Genomic DNA, 22,716 nt, shown 5'->3' with positions numbered 1-22,716 from the left:
GTATGGATTTTAAAATTGCAGTATTAGCAGGCGATGGCATTGGTCCCGAAATATCTGTTCAGGGAGTCAATGTCATGACCGCCGTTTGTGAGAAGTTCGGACATAAAGTAAGTTATGAATATGCCATTTGCGGTGCGGATGCCATTGATAAGGTGGGCGACCCGTTTCCTGAAGAGACTTTCCGGGTGTGTCAGGAAGCCGATGCGGTTTTGTTCTCGGCGGTAGGCGACCCGAAATTTGATAATGACCCTACGGCAAAGGTGCGTCCCGAGCAAGGCTTGTTGGCGATGCGCAAGAAGTTAGGATTGTTTGCCAACATCCGTCCGGTGCAGACCTTCAAATGCTTGTTGCATAAGTCTCCTTTGCGTGCCGAATTGGTGGATGGAGCCGATTTCCTTTGCATCCGCGAACTGACCGGAGGTATGTATTTCGGCGAGAAATACCAGGACAATGACAAGGCATACGATACCAATTATTATACCCGTCCCGAAATTGAACGCATCCTTCGGGTAGGTTTTGAGTATGCTATGAAACGCCGCAAGCATCTCACCGTAGTCGATAAAGCGAACGTGTTGGCTTCTTCCCGCTTGTGGCGTCAGATTGCGCAGGAGATGGCTCCGCAGTATCCCGAAGTGACCACCGATTATATGTATGTCGACAATGCCGCCATGCGTATGATTCAGGAACCGAAGTTCTTCGATGTTATGGTGACTGAAAACACTTTTGGCGATATCCTGACCGATGAAGGCTCGTGCATCAGCGGTTCGATGGGCTTGCTTCCTTCGGCTTCCACGGGCGAAAGCACTCCGGTATTCGAGCCTATCCATGGTTCGTGGCCGCAGGCGAAGGGCTTAAATATTGCCAATCCGTTGGCACAAATCCTTTCCGTTGCTATGTTGTTTGAGCATTTCGATTGCAAGGAAGAAGGTGCCTTGATTCGCCGTGCCGTAGATGCTTCTTTAGACGCTTGTGTGCGCACGCCTGAGATTCAGGTAGAAGGCGGAGCCAAGTACGGCACTAAGGAAGTAGGCGAGTGGATTGTGAATTACATCAAAGAAGCGTAACGCTTTTATAGCACACAGATGACACAGAAGGACATAGATTTACACAGATAAAATTTTTTAGCTGCGCCGTGTTCTGCATAGAAAAAATAAATCTGTGTTCCTCAGTGTATATCTGTGTCGTCTGTGTGCCATTAAAACATCAGCAAGCATGAAACGAAAACTGATACTCATTGCATTGTGTTGCTTATGTTCTTTCAGGCTTTCCGCCCAAGATTATAACAAGTTAGTGGAAGAAGCGATGGCTTGTGCACAACAGGACAGTCTGGTGCGTGCCGAGCAGCTTTTCCGGGAAGCCTTGAGGCTCGACCCCAAGAATGCACGTAATGCCCTGCTTTTCTCCAATCTGGGCACCGTGTTGAAACGCCAAGGAAAAGTGGAAGAGGCGATAGAGGCTTATACCATGGCACTCAACATCACTCCCTACGCAACGGCGATTCTTCTCAACCGGGCTGCGCTCTATTTAGAGCAAGGCATGGAAGAAAAGGCATATATCGATTATTGTAACGTCATCGACCTGATACCCGAAGAGAAAGAAGCCCGCCTGTTTCGGGCTTACATCTACATGCAACGGCGTCAGTACAAGGAAGCCCGAATCGATTATAATGTCTTGCTGGAGAAGGATATGAAGAACAAGTCCGCACGCATTGGATTGGTGATGCTCGACCAAAAGGAAGGCAAATACATCGCTGCCCGCGACCGCCTGAACTTGCTTGTGGAAGAATATCCTCAAGACGCCTCACTCTTGAAAATGCGGGCTAATATTGAGTTGGAGCAAGGTTTTGCCGATGCTGCGTTAATCGATCTTGAAGCCGCTTCCGCATTAGAACCTGAGGATGCCGATATTTATGTAATGATGGGTGATATCTATTTGCAGCAGAAAGAAAAAAGCAAAGCACGTCAGTCATATAGGCGTGCTATAGAGTTGGGAATCCCGGCTGTACAGTTGCAAGAAAAATTGAAGCAGTGTTGACCATTTAAACGAAGCAGGCTTCATCGGCTGATGGACTTAGGTTCATCAGCCGATGAAGCCTGCTTCGTAAGCCGATGAAGCCGTATGCGTAAAAATTATACGTAATTTGGGTAATATCTTCTGTAATTCTTTCACAAACGGAATGAAGTTTTTTCTGTATTTTTGTATCGTAAATAAAAAACGATTAAACACTATACAAAATGAATATGCAACTGATTAAGGACAAAGAGTTTGGAGGCGAACGCCCTCTGTTCGGTTCACACGATTTACATTTGGATAATGTAACGATACTTGCCGGAGAATCTGCCATTAAAGAATGTAGCAATATTGTTGCTACGCGGTGTCGTTTTGAAGGGAACTATCCGTTTTGGCATGTACATGGATTTACTATAGAGGATTGCTATTTTGCCGTAGGTGGGCGTTCTGCACTTTGGTATTCTGATCATCTGACAATGAAGAATACGGTGATAGATGCACCTAAGATGTTCCGTGAAATGAATGATATTGATATCGAAAATGTGCAGATGAATGATGCAGACGAAGTCTTTTGGCGTTGTAATCGAATTCGTGTGAAGGATTTGAAATTGCATGACGGGACATATCCTTTTATGTTCAGTAATGACATTTATGTAGACGGATTGGAAAGTGACAGCAAATATGTGTTCCAATACGTGAAAAACGTGGAAATACATCATGCAAAGATTACCACGAAAGATGCGTTCTGGGAAGTGGAGAATGTGACAATTTATGATTCGGAACTGAACGGGGAATACTTGGGCTGGCATTCAAAGAATCTTAGGTTGGTGAATTGCCACATTTCAGGGGAACAACCTTTATGTTATGCACATGATCTTGTTTTAGAGAATTGTACGTTTGATCCGGCGTGTGATCGTGCTTTTGAATATTCGACACTGAAAGCAGATATATGTGGTGCCATTACGAACATTAAGAATCCAGCTTCAGGATATATTATCGCAGACAGTATCGGGTCGGTAACGTTAGATGAGAATATCAAAGCTCCGGCAGATTGTGTAATAAATGAAAGAGGAAAAAATGAAGAGGCTGTCTCAAAATAGAAATTAGCTTTCATTTTGTCATCCTGAACGTAGTGAAGGATCTTGAAAACACAAGCTGATGCACACGAGATTGACTTCGTCGAACGTTGTTTCTTCACTTCGTTCAGAATGACATTACTTTTTGATACTCAATTACCATTTTGAGACAGCCTCTTCACTATATAATTTATTTCGAGAGGTATACGGTTACCTTTCCGCTCAGTTGCAACAAGGAGATTTCGCACATCTTCGTGTCATACTCGGCGGAGAGGATGCGTTCTTCGGCATCAAGAAGGCTTTTCTGGGCTTCACGCATTTCGATTCCAGACAAGTCGCCCAGCAGATAACGCTCTTTGGCTATCTCGTGGTTCTCTTTGGCAGCTATGAGGTTTTCGCGTTCCAAGTGGAGCAGGCGGATGTTGTTGCGGTATGCCTGCCACAGGTTGCTCAAGTCGGCACGGAGGGCTTGCTCCACCTGTTCACGCTCCAATTGGGCATTGCGGATAGCAAGGCTGGCATTACGCTTCTCGCGCTTGCGGTTTCCGTCGAAGATATTGAAACCAATGGTAATGCCTCCGCTAAATCCCCAATTGCTCCGTTGACGGGTGGCATTCACATCGTATTTATTAAAGGTATAGCCGTAGCCCGCATTCAAGCGCAGGTAAGGATAATTGCGCGAGAGCACTTTTTTGTAGTCCAGCTGAGCCAAGATCGTGTTTTGGTCGGCATGAAGCAAGTTGGCATTGGTATTCAAGGTGGCATTCCACAGCTCGTCGAAATCCAAGATACGGTTTAGGTCGATAACCGAATCACGCACCCGAATGGGGCGGTCTACGTCTTTATTCGCCATCAGTTCATTGAGGTTGATGCGCGAAGTGTGTACCAGTTCCTGCTGCTTCATGTATTGGGCACTATCGGCATTGAAATCCACCATGGCTTGCTGGTAATCTAAACGCGAAAAATTCCCGATGTGATACCGCTCCTCCACGATGCGCAAACGTTCTTTCGAGAGCGATACAGCATAGCGGAAGTTCTTCAGACGGATTTCCTGCTGGATGTAGTTGTAATACTCGGCGGTAAGGGTAGCGATGAAATCTTCTATCGCAATCCGCGTGTTGGTGGCTCCTTGACGCTCCAGTTCCTGCAATTGCTTGTAGGTGGTAGAGATGTTGAAGCCGTCGAAGATAGTCCAGTTCAAGTCAATCCCCGTATCAAGGGTATGGTCGAGTACGTTGCGTTCGGATGCCGTACTTCCATCGGCACGGAGTTTCGAATCGGAACTGTTTAAGTCGCCGGTATATCCCGCGGTGAAGTCTACCGTAGGCAGATAGCCCGCATTGCCTAAAGTGGCATTGTTTTTGCTGATTTGTTCTTCGTTGCGCGAGATTCGGAGCGAATAGTTATTCAGCAAGCCTTCTTCCAAGCATTGCTGCAAAGTGTATTCGTATTGCGCACGAAGGGGAAGCGTGGCAAAGACGGTTACTATCAGGATGAGAATCTGTTTCATACGTTCTTTGTTTTATTTCGGTCTGTAGATATATATGAATAAATAGCAGGTACGATGAACATGGTAAGGAAAGTAGATACCAACATGCCTCCTACTACTGCCGTACCCATGGCGATACGTTGGTTGGCGCCTTCGCCGGTAGCAAAAGCCAAGGGGATAAGTCCCAACACCGTGGCGGCACTAGTCATCAGGATGGGGCGCAAGCGTTGCAGGGCGGCATCACGGATGGCTTGCATCTTGTCCTCTCCCGCCTCCTGCTTCTGGTTGGCGAACTCCACAATTAAGATACCGTTCTTTGCCACCAAGCCGATGAGCATAATGATGCCGATTTGGCTGAAGATGTTCATCGTGATATCGCCGAAATACATGAATATCAACGCTCCAGCAATGGCAAGAGGTACGGTGAGCATAATAATGAGCGGGTCTTTGAAACTCTCGAACTGTGCCGCAAGAATCAGGTAAATCAATGCCAACGCCAAGATGAAGGCAAACATCAAGCTGGACGAACTTTCCCGATAGTCTTTCGAGTCGCCCGAAAGTGCGGTGCGGAAGGTTTCGTCTAAGGTTTCGGCGGCAATCTTGTCCATTTCGTCCAATCCTTGCCCGATGGTCTTTCCTTCAGCAAGCCCAGCCGATACCGTAGCTGAGATAAAACGGTTGTAGTGATAAAGTTTGGGCGGAGTGATGGATTCCACAAACTCTACGAGGTTATCCAGTTGAATCATCTCGCCTTTGTCACTCCTTATATAAATGGAGCGGATGTTAGCAGGCTGGTTGCGCTGCTGGCGGTTGATTTGTCCCAATATCTCGTATTGCTTGCCGTTCATATAAAAATAGCCCATGCGCTGGCCGCTCAACCCGTATTGCAGGGTTTCGGCAATGTCGCGCACACTCACGCCCATGGTTCCAGCCTTATCGCGGTTGATGTTGACCTGCATTTCAGGACTACTGAACTTCAAGTCGACATCCGCCATTTGGAAAGTCGGATTATCATACACCTTGTTTAAGAAAGCAGGCAATACTTTTTCCAGTTTCTCGATGCTTACTGCCTGAAGCACGTATTGTACGGGCATACTGCTCCTTCGCCCTCCGAACGAGGATTGTTGTTGCACGAAAGCACGTGCCTTGGTCTTGGTCTTAATGGCTTGCGAAAGCTGTTCCGCCACTTCCATTTGGCTATAATCACGCTCGCTGATATCCTTCAAGGTAATCTGGATATTTCCGCTTCCGCTCGATACACGGGCGGTTACGGCTTCGGCATCAGGGATGAGCGAATCGACCAGCAAATTGATATCTTCGGTATAATCGCGGATATACTCGTAACTTGCGCCTTCTGCCCCACGGGTATTGATAGTGATTTTCGAACGGTCTTCCAAAGGAGCCATTTCTGCCGGGATATGCGTCCAAAGCACCCCGATAAGTACTAATGTGACTAAGGTGAATACAATTGCCCAATATCTGTGTTTCAAAAATGCGCTCAGTCCTTGGGAATACCAATAATTCATCCCTTCAAAGAACGGTTCGGTCTTGCGGTAGAACCAGCTTTGTTTTTCACGTTTCTTCAAAAGTTTGGTGGCAAGCATCGGAGTAAAGGTGAGGGCGGCAAAAGCGGAGATAAGCACCGAACCAGCCACAACAAAGCTAAATTCGCGGAACAGACGCCCGCTGGTACCTTCCATGAACACGATAGGAAGGAATACCGCAACGAGGGTAATGGTAGTAGACACCACGGCAAAGAAGATTTCTTTTGCCCCTTCGATGCCCGCTTCGAAAGGCTCCATGCCCTGCTCGATGCGGATGTAGATATTTTCGGTCATCACAATGGCATCGTCTACCACCAGTCCCACCGAAAGCACCACCGCCAACATGGTCAATACGTTGATAGAGAACCCAGCTACGTACATGATGAAGAACGCACCGATGAGCGAAACCGGAATCACAATAATCGGAATCAAGGTTACGCGCCAGTCGCGCAAGAAAAGGAAGATGATGACAATCACCAAGAAGAAGGCTTCGTACACCGTGCTTTCCACTTCGGCGATAGAGGCGCGGATGAAGCGGGTATTGTCGAATCCGTAGGTGTATTCCACATCATCGGGTAAGTCTTTTTCCATTTGCTCCATACGCTCATATACGGCATCAGCTATCTCGATGTGGTTTGCACCGGGTTGGGGAATAACCACTACGCCTACCATCGGCACCCCGTTCATTTTCATGTAACTCTTGATGTCGGCGGCACCCAATTCGGCATAACCGATGTCGCTCAGGCGGATGACCTGCCCGTCTACTTCCTTGATGACCACATTATTAAACTCATCGGCGGTATGCATTTGCCCCATGGTGCGTAAAGTCAGTTCCACGGTATTCCCTTCAATGCTACCCGAAGGCAATTCCACATTCTCGTTATCCATTGCGCTCTTCACATCGACGGGCGTAATGCCATACCCCGCCATTTTCACAGGGTCGAGCCACAAGCGCATCGAATAACGCTTCTCTCCCCATATCGACACGCTACTTACATCGGAAATGGTCTGAAGTTGTTCTTTTACGGTGAGGTCGGCTATCTCGCTCAGTTCCAAAAGCGAGCGGTTATTGCTCTGGATAGCTACCATTAGGATAGGGCTGGCATCGGCATCGGCTTTTGAAACTGTAGGAGGGTCGCAATCGCGGGGAAGGTAACGCTGGGCACGCGAAACCTTATCGCGCACGTCATTCGCCGCTGTTTCCAGGTCGACCGATAGTTCAAACTCTACGGTGATGCGGCTCTGCCCTTGCTGGCTCACGCTGGAGAGCGAACGGATGCCCGGAATACCGTTGATGTTCTGTTCCAAAGGCTCGGTTATCTGATTCTCGATGACATCGGCATTAGCTCCCGAATAACTACACGTCACGGAAATAATCGGATTATCTACCGAAGGATATTCGCGTACGCCCAAAGTGGTGTAGCCTATCAACCCGAAAAGCAGGATGATAATGGTAAGTACGGTAGCAAGTACCGGCCTGCGGATGCTGAGTTCGGAAATGTTCATAAGGCAGGCGGGATTTAGTTGATGTTATCCAATTTAACAGGCATTCCCGTGCGGAGTTGCAAGGTACCGGAAGTCAGAATGGTGTCTCCTGCTGCCAAACCTCGGAGTATTTGCACTTCGGCTTCGGTGCGGATGCCTATTTCCACATCGACGGGCATCGCTACTCCCGAACGGTAAACGAATACCTTGTTCTGTCCCATTTCGGGCACAATGGCTTCCGAAGGGATAGCAATGGCATCCTGTATTTCGCTTTGGCGCAACTCAACATCGGCATAACGTCCCGGAAGCAATTCGGCGCGGGTGTTCGGATAAATCGCCCGCACGGTCAAGGCATGGGTTTCGGGGTCGATGCTTGATTCCATGGCATACACTTCCGCTTCAAAGGCATCCAAATGCCCTTCTACCTTGAACGAAAGTTTCGTGCCTTTCCTTATCTTGCGCGCATAGCGTTCGGGTACGGCAAACTCCACTTTAATCGGCTTGATTTTCGTTAATTTGGCGATAACGGTCGTGGGCGAGGCGTATGCACCCATACTTACCTGACGCAGACCGATGACCCCGTCGAAAGGAGCGCGAAGCTCGGTCATGTCAATCGTGGCACGCACGTTTTCTATATCGGCATGGAGAGTGGCAAGTTCGGTTTTCACCTGCTCGTAAGCCTCTTTACTTACAGCATCGCGCTGGAGCAAGGCGTTTTGGCGGAACACACGGTCTTCTGCCAAAGGCATCTGTGCCTCCAGACGTGCCAGTTGGGCTTGAAGCTGGCTATCATTTACCTTCGCAAGCAATTGCCCTTCGCTCACCATTGTTCCCTCTTGGAAATTAATATCCACTATCTTGCCCGAAGTCTCAAAAGAAAGGTCTACCTCTTCATCGGGAATCAGCTTGCCGCTCACGAAAAGTTTATCGGTCAAGATGTGCGGACGGACGATTTGCGCGTTTACATTCAAAATCTGTTTCTTATCCGAAGGCATTTCCTTTTCTACCTTGCTTAATTCTTCATTTTCCCGCGGCGTAAACGTACGGACGCCTAAAATGGTCAACCCGATTACCACGAGAACTACAATACCCCATTTAATCCATTTATTCATGTGTCTTTCATGTTTCAATTGTTCTTACTAAATGCAAATATACTAGCAAAGATAAAAAAAGATTTAATGTATGGTCTGCTTTTAGAGAATATTTGCATTAAGGATGTGAAATAGATTTGTTCATAAACGTGTCAGTTTTAACGATAATTGTTCAGATTTGGATATCCCAGTAAAGTCTTGAAGATATGTCGGGAATTTGGCATTAAAAAGTAAAGAGAAAAATGCTCTTTTATGTTTTATATCATAAAATGTAACATACTTGATAATGTTTGTAACAAATGAAAGGTGAAATGTATCATGCAGAATAATTTTTGAATCAAATTCGTATCGTTTTTTATGTAACTTTCTTTACATTTGCATTGTAGTAAAAAAGAAAGTCTGTATTATGAAAACAAGAATAAAAAGGTTGGATATTAAGTTAGGGTTAGTTTAATTATTTTGTCTTTGCTTCGCCGTGATGGGCGAGGCAAAGATATTTTTTGCTTTATCCTGCTTAAACTTTTCACCTTATTATATATAGAAAACTTAAAACTAAAACCTAACATATCATGAGTACACTATCAAATCAAAAAGTCTCAATGGCCGAGAAAATCGGTTATGGATTAGGAGACTGCTCTGCGAACCTTGTGTTCCAGATGATGATGATTTATCAAACGAAGTTTTATACCGATGTATTCGGTCTGGAAGGCGCCATAGCGGGAACCGTTATGTTGGTAGCGCGTATTGTAGATGCCTTTGTAGATCCTACAGTAGGAATTTTATCCGACCGTACACAAACTAAATGGGGAAAATATCGTCCATGGGTATTATGGACAGCAATACCTTTTATGGTATTCTATGTGTTGGCGTTCTATAATCCGGGTATTGAAGACAAAGGGTTAGTTGCTTTGTATGCAACAATTTCTTATACGTTGTTGATGACTATGTATTCATTTAACAACACTCCTTATTCATCTTTGGGCGGTGTAATGTCTGCTGATATTAAAGAACGTACAAGCATTACTTCTGTACGTTTCATTTTCTCTACTATCGGTCAGTTCGTAGTTCAAGGTTTGACATTGCCTTTGGTAAGCAAGTTCTCTACTGATGGAGATAAAGGTCACGGCTGGCTATGTACGATTTCTTTGTTTGCAGTAGTCGGATTTATTTTCCTTGCTATTGCGGCATTTTCAGCTAAAGAGCGTATTACCCCGCCTGCCGGTCAGAAGACTAATATCCGTGAAGATATTAAGCATATTTTCGGAAGTATTCCTTGGCGTGCGATGTTTGTATTGACTTTATTCGTGTTTATTACACTTGCTATGTGGGGAAGTGCCATGAACTATTATTTCGAACATTATGTAGATGCAGGTGCCTTGTTTGCATTCTTAGACCGTTTGGGATTGGTATCTGCTGAAGCGCAAGATTCAATAGGTTATCATATATTAAATGCTTTCGGGTTGATTGTAAGTTCACCTGACAAGGCATACGAGGTTGGTTTTGGTGTATTCAATATGTTGGGTGCACTGGTTCAGTTCTTTGGTGTGATTCTTCTTTCTAATTTCCTTGCCAACAAGTACGGAAAGAAGAATACTTTTATTGTATGTTTGGCTTTGACGGCTATCTTTACCGCTATGTTCTACTTCCCGGCTAAAGATAATATCGAATTGATGTTCATTTTGAACTTCTTGAAGAGTTTGGCATACGCTCCTACTGTTCCGTTGCTTTGGGCAATGATTGCTGATGTTGCCGACCATTCGGAATACATCCATTACCGTCGTGCTACAGGCTTTACTTTTGCCGGTGTGGTATTTGCATTGAAAGCTGGTTTGGGTGTAGGTGGTGCTATTCTCGGATTCTTGCTTTCCGGTTTCGGTTATGTATCGGGCGTAGGTGTGGCACAAAGCGAAACGGCTATCCATGGCATCATCTTGTCTTCAAGTTTGATTCCTGCGGCTACTTTCTTTGTAGGTGTGATTGCTTTGTTCTTCTACCCGATTACCAAGCAGTATAATGAAAAGATGCAAGCCGAATTGGCAGAACGCAGAAGTAAGCAGAATTAATAGATTTAATAACTTATAAACTTAAAAGATTAAACCCATGAAAGTGAAACACATTGCATCAGCCGTGTTGGTTGCAGCTTTCGCAGTAGCTTGCGGAGGTCCGAAGACAGCTCCTGTAGAAGAAATGACTTTGAAAGACGCTGTAGGTGATAAATTTTTGATTGGTACAGCATTGAACGTAAATCAAGTAGCTGGAAGAGACACCAATGCTACTAATATTGTGAAGACACAATTTAGTGCGATTGTTCCGGAAAACTGTATGAAAATGGAAGAAGTGCAACCCGAAGAAGGTAAGTTTACTTTCGAGGATGCTGATGCTTTCGTGAAATTCGGTGAAGAAAATGGTCTGACGATGACAGGACACTGCCTGATTTGGCATTCTCAATGTCCGGAGTGGTTCTGTGTAGACAAGAACGGAAAGAATGTCACTCCAGAGGTATTGAAACAACGTATGAAAACTCATATCACTACGGTTGTTCAACACTTTAAAGGGAAACTGAAAGGTTGGGATGTTGTAAACGAAGCTATTATCGAAGACGGTTCCTACCGCAAGAGCAAATTCTATGAAATCTTAGGTGAGGAATTCATTCCGTTGGCATTCCAATATGCACACGAAGCAGATTCTACCATTGAATTGTATTATAACGACTATGGTATGGATAATCCGGGTCGTCGCGACGGTGTAGTGAAACTCATCCGTAGCTTGAAAGAAAAAGGCTTGCGTATTGATGCTGTAGGTATGCAGGGACACATGGGTATGGATTATCCGAAAATTGAAGATTTTGAGAAGAGTATGTTGGCTTTTGCTAATGAAGGAGTGAAAGTGATGATTACTGAATGGGACATGAGTGCACTTCCTACCGCATCCCGTACAGCAAATATTTCGGATACTGTTGCTTTCAAGAAAGCGTTGAATCCCTATCCTGATGCATTGCCCGATTCTGTATCTCAAGCATGGAATGCACGTATGAAACAATTCTTTGATTTGTTTGAAAAACATGCGGATATCGTTGACCGTGTAACTGCCTGGGGGGTAACTGATGGTGATTCTTGGAAGAACGGCTTCCCTATCCGTGGACGTAAAGACTATCCGTTGCTTTTCGACCGTGACTATCAACCGAAAGCTTGGGTAAAAGAAGTGATAGAAGAAGCGAAAAATGCCGAAACTCCAAGTGCAGAATAATTGGGAAAGTACTGAAATTAGTGAATTTATAATCTTAAAAATTTTGACGTATGAAAAAAGAAGCAAGATATTTAGTGCCTAATGATTATATGGCAGACCCTTCGGTTCACGTATTTAACGGAAGATTATACATCTATCCTTCACACGATTGGGAAAGCGGTGTGCCTGAAAATGATAACGGTGACCACTTCAATATGAAAGATTACCATGTATTCTCTACCGATGATGTAATGAACGGTGAGATTGTAGACCATGGAGTTGTATTACAGACAGAAGATATTCCATGGGCAGGACGCCAGTTATGGGATTGCGACGTTGCGTTTAAGAACGGTAAATATTATATGTATTTCCCGATGAAGGACCGCAATGACATTTTCCGTTTGGGCGTAGCTATCAGTGATAAACCTGAAGGTCCGTTTATTCCTGAAGCAAACCCGATGTGGGGAAGTTATAGCATTGACCCGGCTGTGTTCTGCGATGATGATGGAACTCATTACATTTATTTCGGTGGTATTTGGGGCGGTCAGTTGCAACGCTATCGGGATAATAAGGCTTTGGAAAGTGCTTATCTTCCGGAAGGGGACGAACCGGCTATTCCGGGACGTGTGGTAAAATTGCGTGAGGACATGATGCAATTTGCAGAAGATCCACGTCCTGTATTAATTGTAGATAAAGATGGCAATCCGTTGAAAGCCAGTGACCCTCATCGTTTCTTTGAAGCATCGTGGATGCATAAATACAATGGCAAATATTATTTGTCTTATTCTACGGGTGATACGCATTTCCTTTGCTATGCTATTGGCGATAATCCATACGGACCGTTTACATATCAAGGCGTTATTCTGACTCCTGTTGTAGGTTGGACTACTCATCATGCCATTGTGGAATACAAAGGAAAATGGTATTTGTTCCATCACGACTGTGTTCCTTCTGGAGGAAAAACTTGGCTGCGTAGCTTGAAGGTTGTAGAGCTGGAATATGATGCAGAAGGCAAGATTATCACCATTGATGGAGGAGGCGAATGATACGGAAATTACTGGTAAGTTTATTTTTATTGGTAAGCATAAGCGGACTGCATGCAGAAGACGGCAGCCGCTTATGGCTACGCCAAGATGGTACAGCGAATGCAACAGTGGAATGCTTGTTGCATTCGCTTGTTTTGGATAAAGCCCAAGCTGAACTGAAACAATTCTGGAAAGGGAATCCGGTTTCTTTGCAGTTGTTCAGCGATGCGGAACATGTTGCTTTAGGGCGTGAAGGATATACAATCCGTACATCGGGAGAAAATATCGTTTTAGGTTCTGTTTCTGAGGCGGGCTTGCTTTATGCTGCTTATCATTTGCTCAGGCTTCAGGCAATGGGTGAAGATATTGCATCGCTTGATATTCGTGAACGTCCCGCATACGATGTGCGTATTTTGAATCATTGGGATAATTTAGACGGTACTATTGAGCGTGGCTATGCCGGACATTCGCTTTGGAAATGGGAAGAACTTCCGGGGACAGTGTCTTCACGTTATGAAGCATACGCTCGTGCAAATGCGTCTATCGGTATTAATGCTACGGTATTGAATAACGTCAATGCATCGCCTGAAATGTTGAGTACGGATTATTTGCAGAAAGTAAAAGTTTTGGCTGATATTTTCCGTCCTTATAATATAAAGGTGTATTTGTCGGTCAACTTTGCTTCTCCTATGGTTTTAGGAAAACTTTCTACAGCTGACCCGCTCGATAAAAACGTGTCTGCATGGTGGAAAGCGAAAGTACAGGAAATTTACAGCTTGATTCCTGATTTCGGGGGCTTTTTGGTAAAAGCCAATTCAGAAGGACAACCCGGACCGTGTGATTATCATCGTACGCATGCCGAAGGTGCCAATATGATGGCTGAGGCTTTGAAACCATACGGTGGTATTGTGATGTGGCGTGCATTTGTATACAGCCCTTCGGATAACGACCGTGCGAAACAGGCTTATTTGGAATTCCAACCACTTGATGGCAAGTTCCTTGACAACGTGATTGTACAGGTAAAGAATGGTCCGATTGATTTCCAGCCTCGTGAACCGTACAGCCCTTTATTCGGTGCAATGAAACATACTCCATTGATGGTCGAATTTCAAGTGACACAAGAATATTTGGGACATTCCAATCATTTGGCATATCTGGCTCCGATGTGGAAAGAATTCTTCGATTATGTTGCTCCTAATACCATTCAAGCAGTATCGGGTGTAGCAAATATCGGCGATGAAGCGAATTGGTGTGGAAATGATTTAGCACAGGCTAATTGGTATGCATTCGGACGTTTGGCTTGGAATCCGGAACTGACATCGGAAGCGATTGTTCAAGAATGGCTGAAACAGACATTCACTACAGATACTAAGTTTACCGGTCCAATGGAAGATATGATGATGCGTAGCCGTGAAGCTGTTGTAGATTATATGATGCCGCTTGGATTGCACCATATTTTCGCTTGGGGACATCATTATGGACCAGAACCTTGGTGTATAATCCCCGGTGCTCGTCCAGATTGGTTGCCTTCTTATTATCATCAAGCTGATAAAGAAGGTCTTGGTTTTGACCGTAGCCATACGGGAAGCAATGCTGTAGCACAATATCCGGAGTCGTTGGCTAAGCAATTTGATTCTATTGACACTTGTCCGGAAGAGTTTTTGCTTTGGTTCCATCATGTGCCTTGGAAGCATCAAATGAAGAGCGGAGCTACGCTTTGGGATGAATTGTGCCGTCATTATGAACAAGGACTAAAAGAAACGCGAAGTTTCTGTCAGACATGGAAAGAAATGAAGCCTTATGTGGATGCAGAACGCTACAATGCGATAGCAGAACGTTTGCAGATTCAGGCAAATGATGCCGTATGGTGGAAAGATGCTTGTTTGCTTTATTTCCAGACATTCTCGAAAATGCCGTTCCCGAAAGATGTGGAACGTCCGGTATATAAGTTGAAAAAACTGATGAAAGTAAAACTTCCTATCAGCAATTATGAACGTCCTACACCGGAGATGTTACCTCGTGACGGGAAAATTCCTGCTTACAAAGAATAAGTAAGTATGAGGGTGTATCAAAATAAAATTTAGCTTTCATTTTGATACACCCTCTCTACCCTCTTCTTTTATTCTTTATGCTTCTCTTTGTATTCTGTAGGTGAAATTCCATATTGTTTTTTGAAAGCACTCGAAAAATGAGTTTGGCTGCTGAATCCTACTGAATACGCAACTTGTGTAATATTAAGGTTTTTGTCTTTAAGCAATTCTGCTGCTTGGCGTAAACGGATGGTACGTACAAAATCACTGGGATTCAATCCGGTGATTTCTTTCATGGAACGGTAAAGTTGGGTGCGGCTTATTCCTATTTCTTGTGCAAGTGTCTCTATGTTTAGTTGAGGATTGATCAGATTTTCATTGATTACTTTCATGATACGCTCCATCAATTGTTCGTTATAATTCGGAGTGTTTGAAGAAGAAGAGACTTTGTTGTCTTGTATTTGCATTCCAGTATATTTCTTTTGCAGGCGGATACGGTTTGTGATTAAGTTGATAATAAGTGTATCCAATTCCTCCATATTGAAAGGTTTGCCCAAGTATCCGTCAGCACCTTGTGTCAGCCCTTCCATACGATTGGCTAATTCCGTCTTTGAGGTAAGCAGAATGACAGGAATATGGTTGGTATTGACGTTTTTCTTTAATTCTTTTAGCATCTGAAGCCCGTTTTTCTTAGGCATGATTACGTCCGAAATAATGATGTCTGGTTGCTCTGTGACAGCTTTTTTATATCCTTCATCTCCGTCCATTGCCGTATCTATACGGTAATTGGCTGATAGATTCTCTGCTAAAAAATTGCGTAGTTCTGTGTCATCATCAATAATAAGTACCCGATAGTTCGTATGAGGTTTCTCTGCTTTTTCTTGTGTCTTATTGGGAATACTTATTTCGCATTCGATTTGTGCCGGACTTTTTACGGTATGAACAGGTTCTGTTTCCGAAATTTCTTTCTTTTTCAGGTGTTTACATCCCAAAGGAAGACGTACGATAAAGCGGCTTCCTTGAACGTCTTTCCGGTTTTCTGCAAAAATTACTCCGTGGTGAAGTTTGACTAGGAGTTGGCATAGATTTAATCCGATGCCGAATCCGAGCGGGGCAAAAGCTTGGTTAGTTCCGCTTTGATAGAAACGTTCGAATATCCGTTTCAGTTCTTTTTCGTTCAATCCTCTGCCTGTGTCTGATACGGTTAGTTCGATGTATTCGCGTAAAGGTCCTGTCGAGGTAGAATCATAACCGGTATGTATACTCACACAGATTTCTCCTCCAGCAGAGGTGTATTTTAATGCATTGGTCAATAAATTGACTAAGACTTTATCAAAATTAGTAGGGTCTATCCATACCGAAGGCAGATTCTCGGCAATTTCGGCATTCAGTTGGATGTTCTTTTGTTGTGCCTGGCTATAAAAAACGTCAAGCAGTTCGTTTACAAAAGTGCGTAAGTCTGTTTCTACCAAATGCAGTTGCATTTGTCCTTTGTCTATCCGGCGGATATCCAATAGTTGGTTTAATAAATTCAAGATGCGGTTCGCATTGTATCGGATAGTAAGTAAGGCTTTTTGGGTCTTTTCATCATGCTCTTGTTTCAATAATTTCTCCAATGGAGTTACGATAAGGGTAAGCGGAGAGCGTATTTCGTGAGCGATATTGATAAAAAACTGCAGTTTCATCTCGCCGATTTTTTCACGTTGTTTCCGTTTGACGGACAAATACAGCAAATAGCCTACCCCCATAATGAGAATGAAATAGAGCAGATAGGCGTAAGTGCTTAGATACCAAGGATAAGCAATGTGTATTTTTACCGATTTGACAGGCGAATAAACACTGTTTTCATACGCTCGTATTTGTAGGGTGTAATTTCCTGAAGGTAAATGTGGATACAAGATGCGCCCTTCTCCCGGACGTGTTTGGTTCCAGGTCTTTTCCAGTTCGTTTATTTTGTATTCATAGATAACGTTTCGGGCATCGTTGAAATCCATGGTAGACACATGGAAAGTGAAGTTGTTGTCTGTGTTGGAAAGGTAAAAATAATCGGCATCCACCATATCTTGTTTTATGACGGGTTTGCCTCCAGAACGGGTTTGCCGAGTGACCTTTTGGTTGCGGATAAACATTTCGGTAATACAAAGTGTCTTGTTCTGTTGGATAGGGTGTATGTCTGTCGGATGAAAGCGGGTAATGCCTTTTTCTCCCCCAAAGCAGATAGTGCCGTTTTCTGCTTGGGCAAAACAGCCGTTTAAATAGGTCTTGTCTTCCAATCCGTTGCCGGTATAATAGTTGGTTATTTTTTGCCGGTCGGGTGAAAGATAAGCAATGCCTTGCGATGTGCTGCACCACAATCCTCCTTTTTCGTCCTCTGCTATGCTGGAAATAATATTGGTAGGTAATCCTTGTGCTGTGGTAAAAGCTTGATATTCTTCTGTTTGGGGATTATAGCATAACAAACCGCCTTGTGTGCCTATCCATATTTGTTGGTCTTTGTCTTCTAAGATGCAATAGGCGCTTTTTCTCACCCATTCACGGAAAGGAAGTCTGATAAAAGCCTGTTTTTTCAAGTCATAACAGCTGATGCCGCCATGGTGGCAAGTCCATAATCTTTCTTCCGAATCGCAATAGATATAAGATATCCAGAAATTCACGAGTTCCGCTTGGTTTTCTAATGGCGTTTGATAGGTAAACATTTGAAATTTACCTGTCGGTAAGTGATAGCGCAATATGCCTTCGCCCATAACAGAAACGTATAGGTTTTTGTGTTTGTCTTCTGTCAGGCTACTGATGACATAATCTCCTTTGATAGGGTATTTTAATTGTAATTGGTTTGTCTTAGGATTTAACGTGTAGAGCCCTTGGCCGTTTACGCCTATCCAGCATGTCCCTTCACTGTCTTCATACATAGCACCGGCTGTGTGTGGGACAGCGATGTAATTCACAATTGTTTCGTCATTATTCAATTGATAGATACCGTCGTTTTCTACCGAACACCACAACGTCCCTTTTTTGTCGTAATAGAGTGCGGCGATTCTTCCAGGCGTTTTTGAATATAGGCTTGGCTTGTTTGTAAAATGAAAAGGCATGGGAATATTGGGATACATTAACATGCCTTGGTATTGGCTGCCTATCCAAAGGTTTTTCTGATGGTCCTCGAATAAGCAGGTAATTCGGGCTTGGCTGGTATTGATAAACGGATTGTAAAGGGGAAAATCCGTAAATGTCATGTCTTTAGAAGATATTTGCAATAAACCGTTTCCGCCTGTGCCTATTACAATCTTTCCGTCAGTCGTTGTTAGCGAACGGGTAAAGTAAAGGTCTTGCTGTTTTCCTTGATAAAGGAGAGGCATAAGCCGGTCGGTAGTTTCGTCCAGCCGGTAGACTGTATAGTTTGTTACAATATATAACTGTCCGTTCTTATCTTCTGAAATGTCTTTTATCGTAGTAGAAGGCAAAGAGTAGAGTTTTTCTTCTTTTGTGTCTAGGTCAATGCGTATCAATCCTTCCCGGTCGGTTCCCAACCACAAACGTTCCCGGCTGTCTTCATACAGGTTGTAGAGGTAACGGTTGTGCCATGTTTGGTTTGCCGTTTCTACTTTATATCCCGTCATGGTTTTTGTATCAAGGCGGAAAAGCCCCATACCGGATACGACAAACAGGATTTCTCCGTCTTTCCGTTGGATAATGCTGGTGATATACCCTCCAAAATTCATTCCGTTTAGGCGTACAGTCTGAAAATTGTCACTTTCCGACACATAGCGTTGCAAACCGTTGCCTGTTCCTATCCACAATTGGTTTGAGTTGTCTATTAATAAGGAAAGCACCTTGTCGTTCGCTAATGAAAGGGAGTCAGTATTACTATGGTGGTAAGTTACAAATTGTGTTCCGTCAAAACGGCGCAGTCCACTTTCATCTGTCCCAAACCATAAAAAGTTGTGGGCATCTTGGCAACAGACATTGATGGTTTGGCAATCCATTTTCCGGTTGCTTATGAAATTGGTGTTCTGTGCAAAAATAGACGGGATAATACTTAGCAATATCAATAGTAAAAAAGTCCTCATAAACGTTCGGTTATGTTTTCTTTGCGAAGATAATCATTTTTTGCAAAATTGGTTCGTTTGTTGTGAAACTTAGGATAAGAATATACCAATTTTTGCCCAATGAAACAAATTTGAATGGATTTGCAACGTAGATATACGGCATGGAACAGAAAATAACCAATGTGAATCATATGTTAATCCATTTCTGTTTACATTCGTTTATCTTTGTATAGTTTAATGGTTAGCAGATTTTTTATTTTAAAAACGCAAAAAACATGGTTTATTACAATGATGGATGAAGTCTGAAGTGTGACCGTTGCCGGTTCACCACTAAGTAGTGTTTCCGGAGTAGGGATATACACACGATGTATTTATTTATGTGTAACTTTAAACTAACAAAAATTAATGGAAAACAGACAAAGTAACATTCGAAAGATTCCTTTCCTGTTTTTACTGATGCTGTTCAGTAGCTTGCCTTTATGGGCACAGCAAGGAATACCCGTGGAAGGTGTCATCCTCGATGCCACGGGAGAAACGGTCATTGGTGCGTCAGTTGTTGTAAAAGGCAACAATTCAATAGGTACTCAGATTTAGACGGAAGATTCCAACTGACGGTGCCCAATGAAAATTCAGTGCTTGTAATTTCATACATCGGTATGAAGACACAAGAAGTAAAAGTAAAGCCTCACGGCATAATGAGCATCACCCTCGAAGATGATTCCGAAGTATTGGAAGAAGTAGTCGTAGTCGGTTACGGTCAGCAGAAAAAAGCCAGTGTGGTTGGTTCTATTACCCAAACCACGGGTAAGGTACTCGAACGTACCGGTGTAACCAGCCTCGGTGCTGCCCTTACCGGTAACCTGCCGGGTGTCATCACTTCCGCTTCTACCGGTATGCCGGGTGAAGAAGACCCCGAAATCATCATCCGTACCAAGAGTTCGTGGAACAACAGTGCTCCGCTTGTGTTGGTGGACGGTGTAGAACGTGAAATGAGTTCGGTAGATATTTCGTCCGTAGCGAGCATTTCTGTATTAAAAGATGCTTCCACTACCGCAGTCTATGGTGTGAAAGGTGCCAATGGCGTTATTTTGATTACTACTAAACGTGGTCAGGAAGGAAAGGCAAACGTACAGGTTAAGGCGAACATGACTGCTAAAGTGGTTTCTAAACTTCCGGAAAAGTACGATGCATACGATACCTTCTATTTAATGAATAATTCTATCGAGCGCGAGGCAGCCTCAACCCTAATGGTTGGGCAAATTATACCAATCCGGCGGTTATTCATAAATACCGTTATCCTGCCAATACGGAGGAATGGGACCGCTACCCGAATGTAGATTGGGAAGATGTCCTCTTTAAGAAAGCTGTCTTCTCTTACAATACCAGTGTCAACGTATCGGGTGGTACAGACGTAGTGAAATATTTTGCTGCTGCTGACTTCACTAACGAAGGCGACTTGTTTAATACTTTTGATAACGGTCGTGGTTACAACTCTGGATTTGGTTACAACCGTATCAATGTCCGTAGTAACTTGGACTTTACGTTGACTAAAACCACTACGTTTTCTACCAATCTTTTTGGTTCGAACGCCCAACGTAAGATACCTTGGAATATGTCCGACAGTGATGCTTCTTTTTGGGCTTCTGCTTATAAATCTGCTCCCGATGCCATGCGTCCGATTTATTCTAACGGCATGTGGGGATGGTATGCTCCGCGTGATGCCGATGTGCCCAACTCAGCTCGTATTTTGGCTAATGGCGGTATCGAAAAGCGTACGACCTCTAAAATCACAACAGACTTTATCTTAGACCAAGACCTGAAGTTCGTTACTCCGGGATTAAAGTTCAAAGCCATGTTCTCCATGGACTATACGTTTGTGGAAAACCAGCGTGGTCTTTCAGACATGAATAATGACTCGCAACAGATGTGGGTGAACCCTGAGACCGGCGAAATCGATTACAAATTCGACCCAGACTCTGGAACGGGTTTGGATAAAGTAGAAAACCCGATTTACTGGATTACTCAATCTGGTAGTGCTGATATCAACTCTACCTATCGTAAACTGTACTACCAACTCCAGTTGGATTATGCTCGCACTTTCGGCAAACACGAAGTGACTGCTCTCGGTCTGTTCAGTCGTTTGAAAGAAGCTCAAGGTAGCGTATTCTCTATCTTCCGTGAAGACTGGGTGTTCCGTTTGACTTATAATTATGATATGCGTTATTTCTTCGAAGCTAATGGTGCTTACAACGGTTCTGAAAAATTCGGTCCCAACAAGCGTTTCGATTTCTTCCCTTCAGTATCCGTGGGTTGGATGTTGAGTGAAGAAAGTTTCATGAAGAAGTTGAAAGTTTTTGATATGTTGAAAATCCGTGCCTCATGGGGACGTGTCGGTGATGACTCTTACGTGCCGGCTTGGCAACGCTTTACTATGAGTAATCGTTTCCTTTATCGTGATCAGCTTGCCAATTCGGGTAACGCAATCATGGGAACTGTCAGCCCGACAAATTCTCCGTATACTTTTTGGAAAACTACAGTGTTAGGTAATCCCGATATCGCATGGGAAACCGTAGAAAAGCGGAATATCGGTATCGACTATGCCTTTTTCGGCGGCTTGGTAGCCGGTTCGGTCGATGTGTTCAACGATTCCCGTACCGACATTCTGATTGCAGGAAGTAGCCGTGCGATTCCTTCATACTTTGGCGTGAATCCTCCGGCTATCAACTCAGGTAAGGTAGACAGCCACGGTTATGAATTGGAATTGCGCCTTAACAAGACTTTTGCCAACGGCATGCGTGCGTGGTTGAATGCCAACATGACTCATGCAGTGAACGAAGTGAAGTTCCGTGATGACCCCGTTTTGAGACCGTATTACTTACGGAGTGAAGGGCATGCCCTTGACCAAGCGTATGCACACATTGATCACGGTAACCTTGCTACATGGGATGATGTAATCGGTAGTACAGCGTGGACTACTAATAATGGTAATAAGCTGCCAGGTGATTACAATATCGTTGACTTCAATGGTGATGGTGTGATAAACGACGATGACCGTGCGCCTTATCAATACTCTTCTATCCCACAGAACACATACAGTGCATCTGTAGATTGGGAATGGAAAGGCTTTAGTGTTTATGCACAGTTCTATGGCGTTAATAACGTGACCCGTGTAGTAAACTTCCCGACTTTCCGTTCTACTGCTCACGTGGCATACGTAGAAGGGGATTATTGGACTCCGGGCGGTACTGCTACCTTGCCTACCCCACGTTGGGGAACAACGATTTACACGTATGGTGATACGGGTGCTAATGGAACGCGTTATTATTACGATGGTTCTTATATCCGTTTGAAGAACGTGGAGCTTTCTTATACTTTCAAAGGTAATTGGTTGAAGAAAGCCGGTATTGATTCCGCTCGTCTGTATTTGAACGGTGATAACCTTTATATGTGGACCAATATGCCCGATGACCGTGAGTCGAACACCGGATACAGTTCGGGTGATGGCGCTTATCCTACCGTGCGTCGTTTTAACCTCGGTATCGAGATTAACTTATAATATATAATAAGGAGTAATGACTATGAATAAATATACTCTGTGTGGTGATAAATGTACTAAAATCTGTTAAGTCCGATGGTGCAGCTTTTCTAATGGAATGAAAGCCACTAAATTTGCAAGAAAAGCCATATGCTGCTAAGTC

11 protein-coding genes and 1 pseudogene are annotated in these 22,716 nt (G+C 43.9%); 8 read left to right on the top strand and 4 right to left on the bottom strand.

Annotated elements, in window-relative coordinates:
- Positions 1-2: 2 nt before the first annotated feature.
- The 3 genes from leuB to B5F91_RS13115 all read left to right on the top strand — a co-directional run bounded on the left by leuB (position 3) and on the right by B5F91_RS13115 (position 3,110).
- Positions 3-1,064 carry a 3-isopropylmalate dehydrogenase gene (leuB, locus tag B5F91_RS13125; RefSeq protein ID WP_087429512.1) on the top strand — a complete coding sequence of 354 codons (1,062 nt, stop codon included), beginning with the start codon at positions 3-5 and terminating at the stop codon, positions 1,062-1,064.
- 148 nt (positions 1,065-1,212) lie between these two features.
- Positions 1,213-2,034 carry a tetratricopeptide repeat protein gene (locus B5F91_RS13120; RefSeq protein WP_087429511.1) on the top strand — a complete coding sequence of 274 codons (822 nt, stop codon included), beginning with the start codon at positions 1,213-1,215 and terminating at the stop codon, positions 2,032-2,034.
- A 206-nt stretch (positions 2,035-2,240) separates the two neighbouring features.
- Positions 2,241-3,110, top strand: a complete 870-nt coding sequence (locus tag B5F91_RS13115) for a DUF3737 family protein (RefSeq protein ID WP_087429517.1) — start codon at positions 2,241-2,243, stop codon at positions 3,108-3,110.
- Positions 3,111-3,276: 166 nt separating this feature from the next.
- Here the strand turns inward: B5F91_RS13115 and B5F91_RS13110 are convergent, their stop codons facing one another.
- From B5F91_RS13110 to B5F91_RS13100, 3 genes are read right to left on the bottom strand one after another with little or no spacing between them, the layout of a single operon-like run.
- Positions 3,277-4,596: a TolC family protein gene (locus tag B5F91_RS13110; protein ID WP_087429510.1), complete on the bottom strand. Its 1,320-nt coding sequence runs from the start codon at positions 4,594-4,596 to the stop codon at positions 3,277-3,279.
- Positions 4,593-7,625: an efflux RND transporter permease subunit gene (locus B5F91_RS13105; RefSeq protein WP_087429509.1), complete on the bottom strand. Its 3,033-nt coding sequence runs from the start codon at positions 7,623-7,625 to the stop codon at positions 4,593-4,595. The genes B5F91_RS13110 and B5F91_RS13105 overlap by 4 nt, the downstream gene beginning before the upstream one ends.
- A 14-nt stretch (positions 7,626-7,639) precedes the next feature.
- On the bottom strand, positions 7,640-8,716 hold the full coding sequence (locus B5F91_RS13100) for an efflux RND transporter periplasmic adaptor subunit (RefSeq protein ID WP_087429508.1): 1,077 nt from the start codon (positions 8,714-8,716) through the stop codon (positions 7,640-7,642).
- A gap of 548 nt (positions 8,717-9,264) precedes the next feature.
- Here B5F91_RS13100 and B5F91_RS13095 point away from each other — a divergent pair.
- The 4 genes from B5F91_RS13095 to B5F91_RS13080 are packed head-to-tail and all read left to right on the top strand — an operon-like array spanning position 9,265 to position 14,996.
- Positions 9,265-10,758 (top strand): MFS transporter, encoded by a 1,494-nt coding sequence (locus tag B5F91_RS13095; protein ID WP_087429507.1) that lies wholly within the window; start codon positions 9,265-9,267, stop codon positions 10,756-10,758.
- A 37-nt stretch (positions 10,759-10,795) separates the two neighbouring features.
- Entirely contained in the window at positions 10,796-11,941 is a 1,146-nt protein-coding gene (locus B5F91_RS13090) for an endo-1,4-beta-xylanase (RefSeq protein WP_087429506.1), read from the top strand.
- A gap of 50 nt (positions 11,942-11,991) precedes the next feature.
- Positions 11,992-12,966 (top strand): glycoside hydrolase family 43 protein, encoded by a 975-nt coding sequence (locus tag B5F91_RS13085; protein WP_087429505.1) that lies wholly within the window; start codon positions 11,992-11,994, stop codon positions 12,964-12,966.
- Entirely contained in the window at positions 12,963-14,996 is a 2,034-nt protein-coding gene (locus tag B5F91_RS13080; RefSeq protein WP_087429504.1) for an alpha-glucuronidase, read from the top strand. Before B5F91_RS13085 ends, B5F91_RS13080 begins: the two co-directional genes overlap by 4 nt.
- A 68-nt stretch (positions 14,997-15,064) precedes the next feature.
- On the opposite strand, the gene B5F91_RS13075 is transcribed toward B5F91_RS13080, so the two are convergent.
- Positions 15,065-19,039: a two-component regulator propeller domain-containing protein gene (locus B5F91_RS13075; RefSeq protein ID WP_087429503.1), complete on the bottom strand. Its 3,975-nt coding sequence runs from the start codon at positions 19,037-19,039 to the stop codon at positions 15,065-15,067.
- A gap of 384 nt (positions 19,040-19,423) precedes the next feature.
- Between B5F91_RS13075 and B5F91_RS13070 the strand changes: the two are divergent.
- Positions 19,424-22,574, top strand: a pseudogene (locus tag B5F91_RS13070) (TonB-dependent receptor).
- Positions 22,575-22,716: the final 142 nt, after the last annotated feature.

It is taken from the genome of Bacteroides sp. An322, from assembly GCF_002161765.1.
GTDB lineage: Bacteria > Bacteroidota > Bacteroidia > Bacteroidales > Bacteroidaceae > Phocaeicola > Phocaeicola merdavium.
Note: the sequence above shows the minus strand (reverse complement) of the source record. Positions and strands in the feature narration are given on the sequence as shown.

Bases quoted from the DNA above. Each gene is read 5' to 3' on its own strand.
- B5F91_RS13095 (WP_087429507.1), top strand. From the start codon at position 9,265: ATGAGTACACTATCAAATCAAAAAGTCTCAATGGCCGAGAAAATCGGT.
- leuB (WP_087429512.1), top strand. From the start codon at position 3: ATGGATTTTAAAATTGCAGTATTAGCAGGCGATGGCATTGGTCCCGAA.
- B5F91_RS13115 (WP_087429517.1), top strand. From the start codon at position 2,241: ATGCAACTGATTAAGGACAAAGAGTTTGGAGGCGAACGCCCTCTGTTC.
- B5F91_RS13075 (WP_087429503.1), bottom strand. From the start codon at position 19,039: ATGAGGACTTTTTTACTATTGATATTGCTAAGTATTATCCCGTCTATT.
- B5F91_RS13085 (WP_087429505.1), top strand. From the start codon at position 11,992: ATGAAAAAAGAAGCAAGATATTTAGTGCCTAATGATTATATGGCAGAC.
- B5F91_RS13110 (WP_087429510.1), bottom strand. From the start codon at position 4,596: ATGAAACAGATTCTCATCCTGATAGTAACCGTCTTTGCCACGCTTCCC.
- B5F91_RS13080 (WP_087429504.1), top strand. From the start codon at position 12,963: ATGATACGGAAATTACTGGTAAGTTTATTTTTATTGGTAAGCATAAGC.
- B5F91_RS13105 (WP_087429509.1), bottom strand. From the start codon at position 7,625: ATGAACATTTCCGAACTCAGCATCCGCAGGCCGGTACTTGCTACCGTA.
- B5F91_RS13090 (WP_087429506.1), top strand. From the start codon at position 10,796: ATGAAAGTGAAACACATTGCATCAGCCGTGTTGGTTGCAGCTTTCGCA.
- B5F91_RS13100 (WP_087429508.1), bottom strand. From the start codon at position 8,716: ATGAATAAATGGATTAAATGGGGTATTGTAGTTCTCGTGGTAATCGGG.
- B5F91_RS13120 (WP_087429511.1), top strand. From the start codon at position 1,213: ATGAAACGAAAACTGATACTCATTGCATTGTGTTGCTTATGTTCTTTC.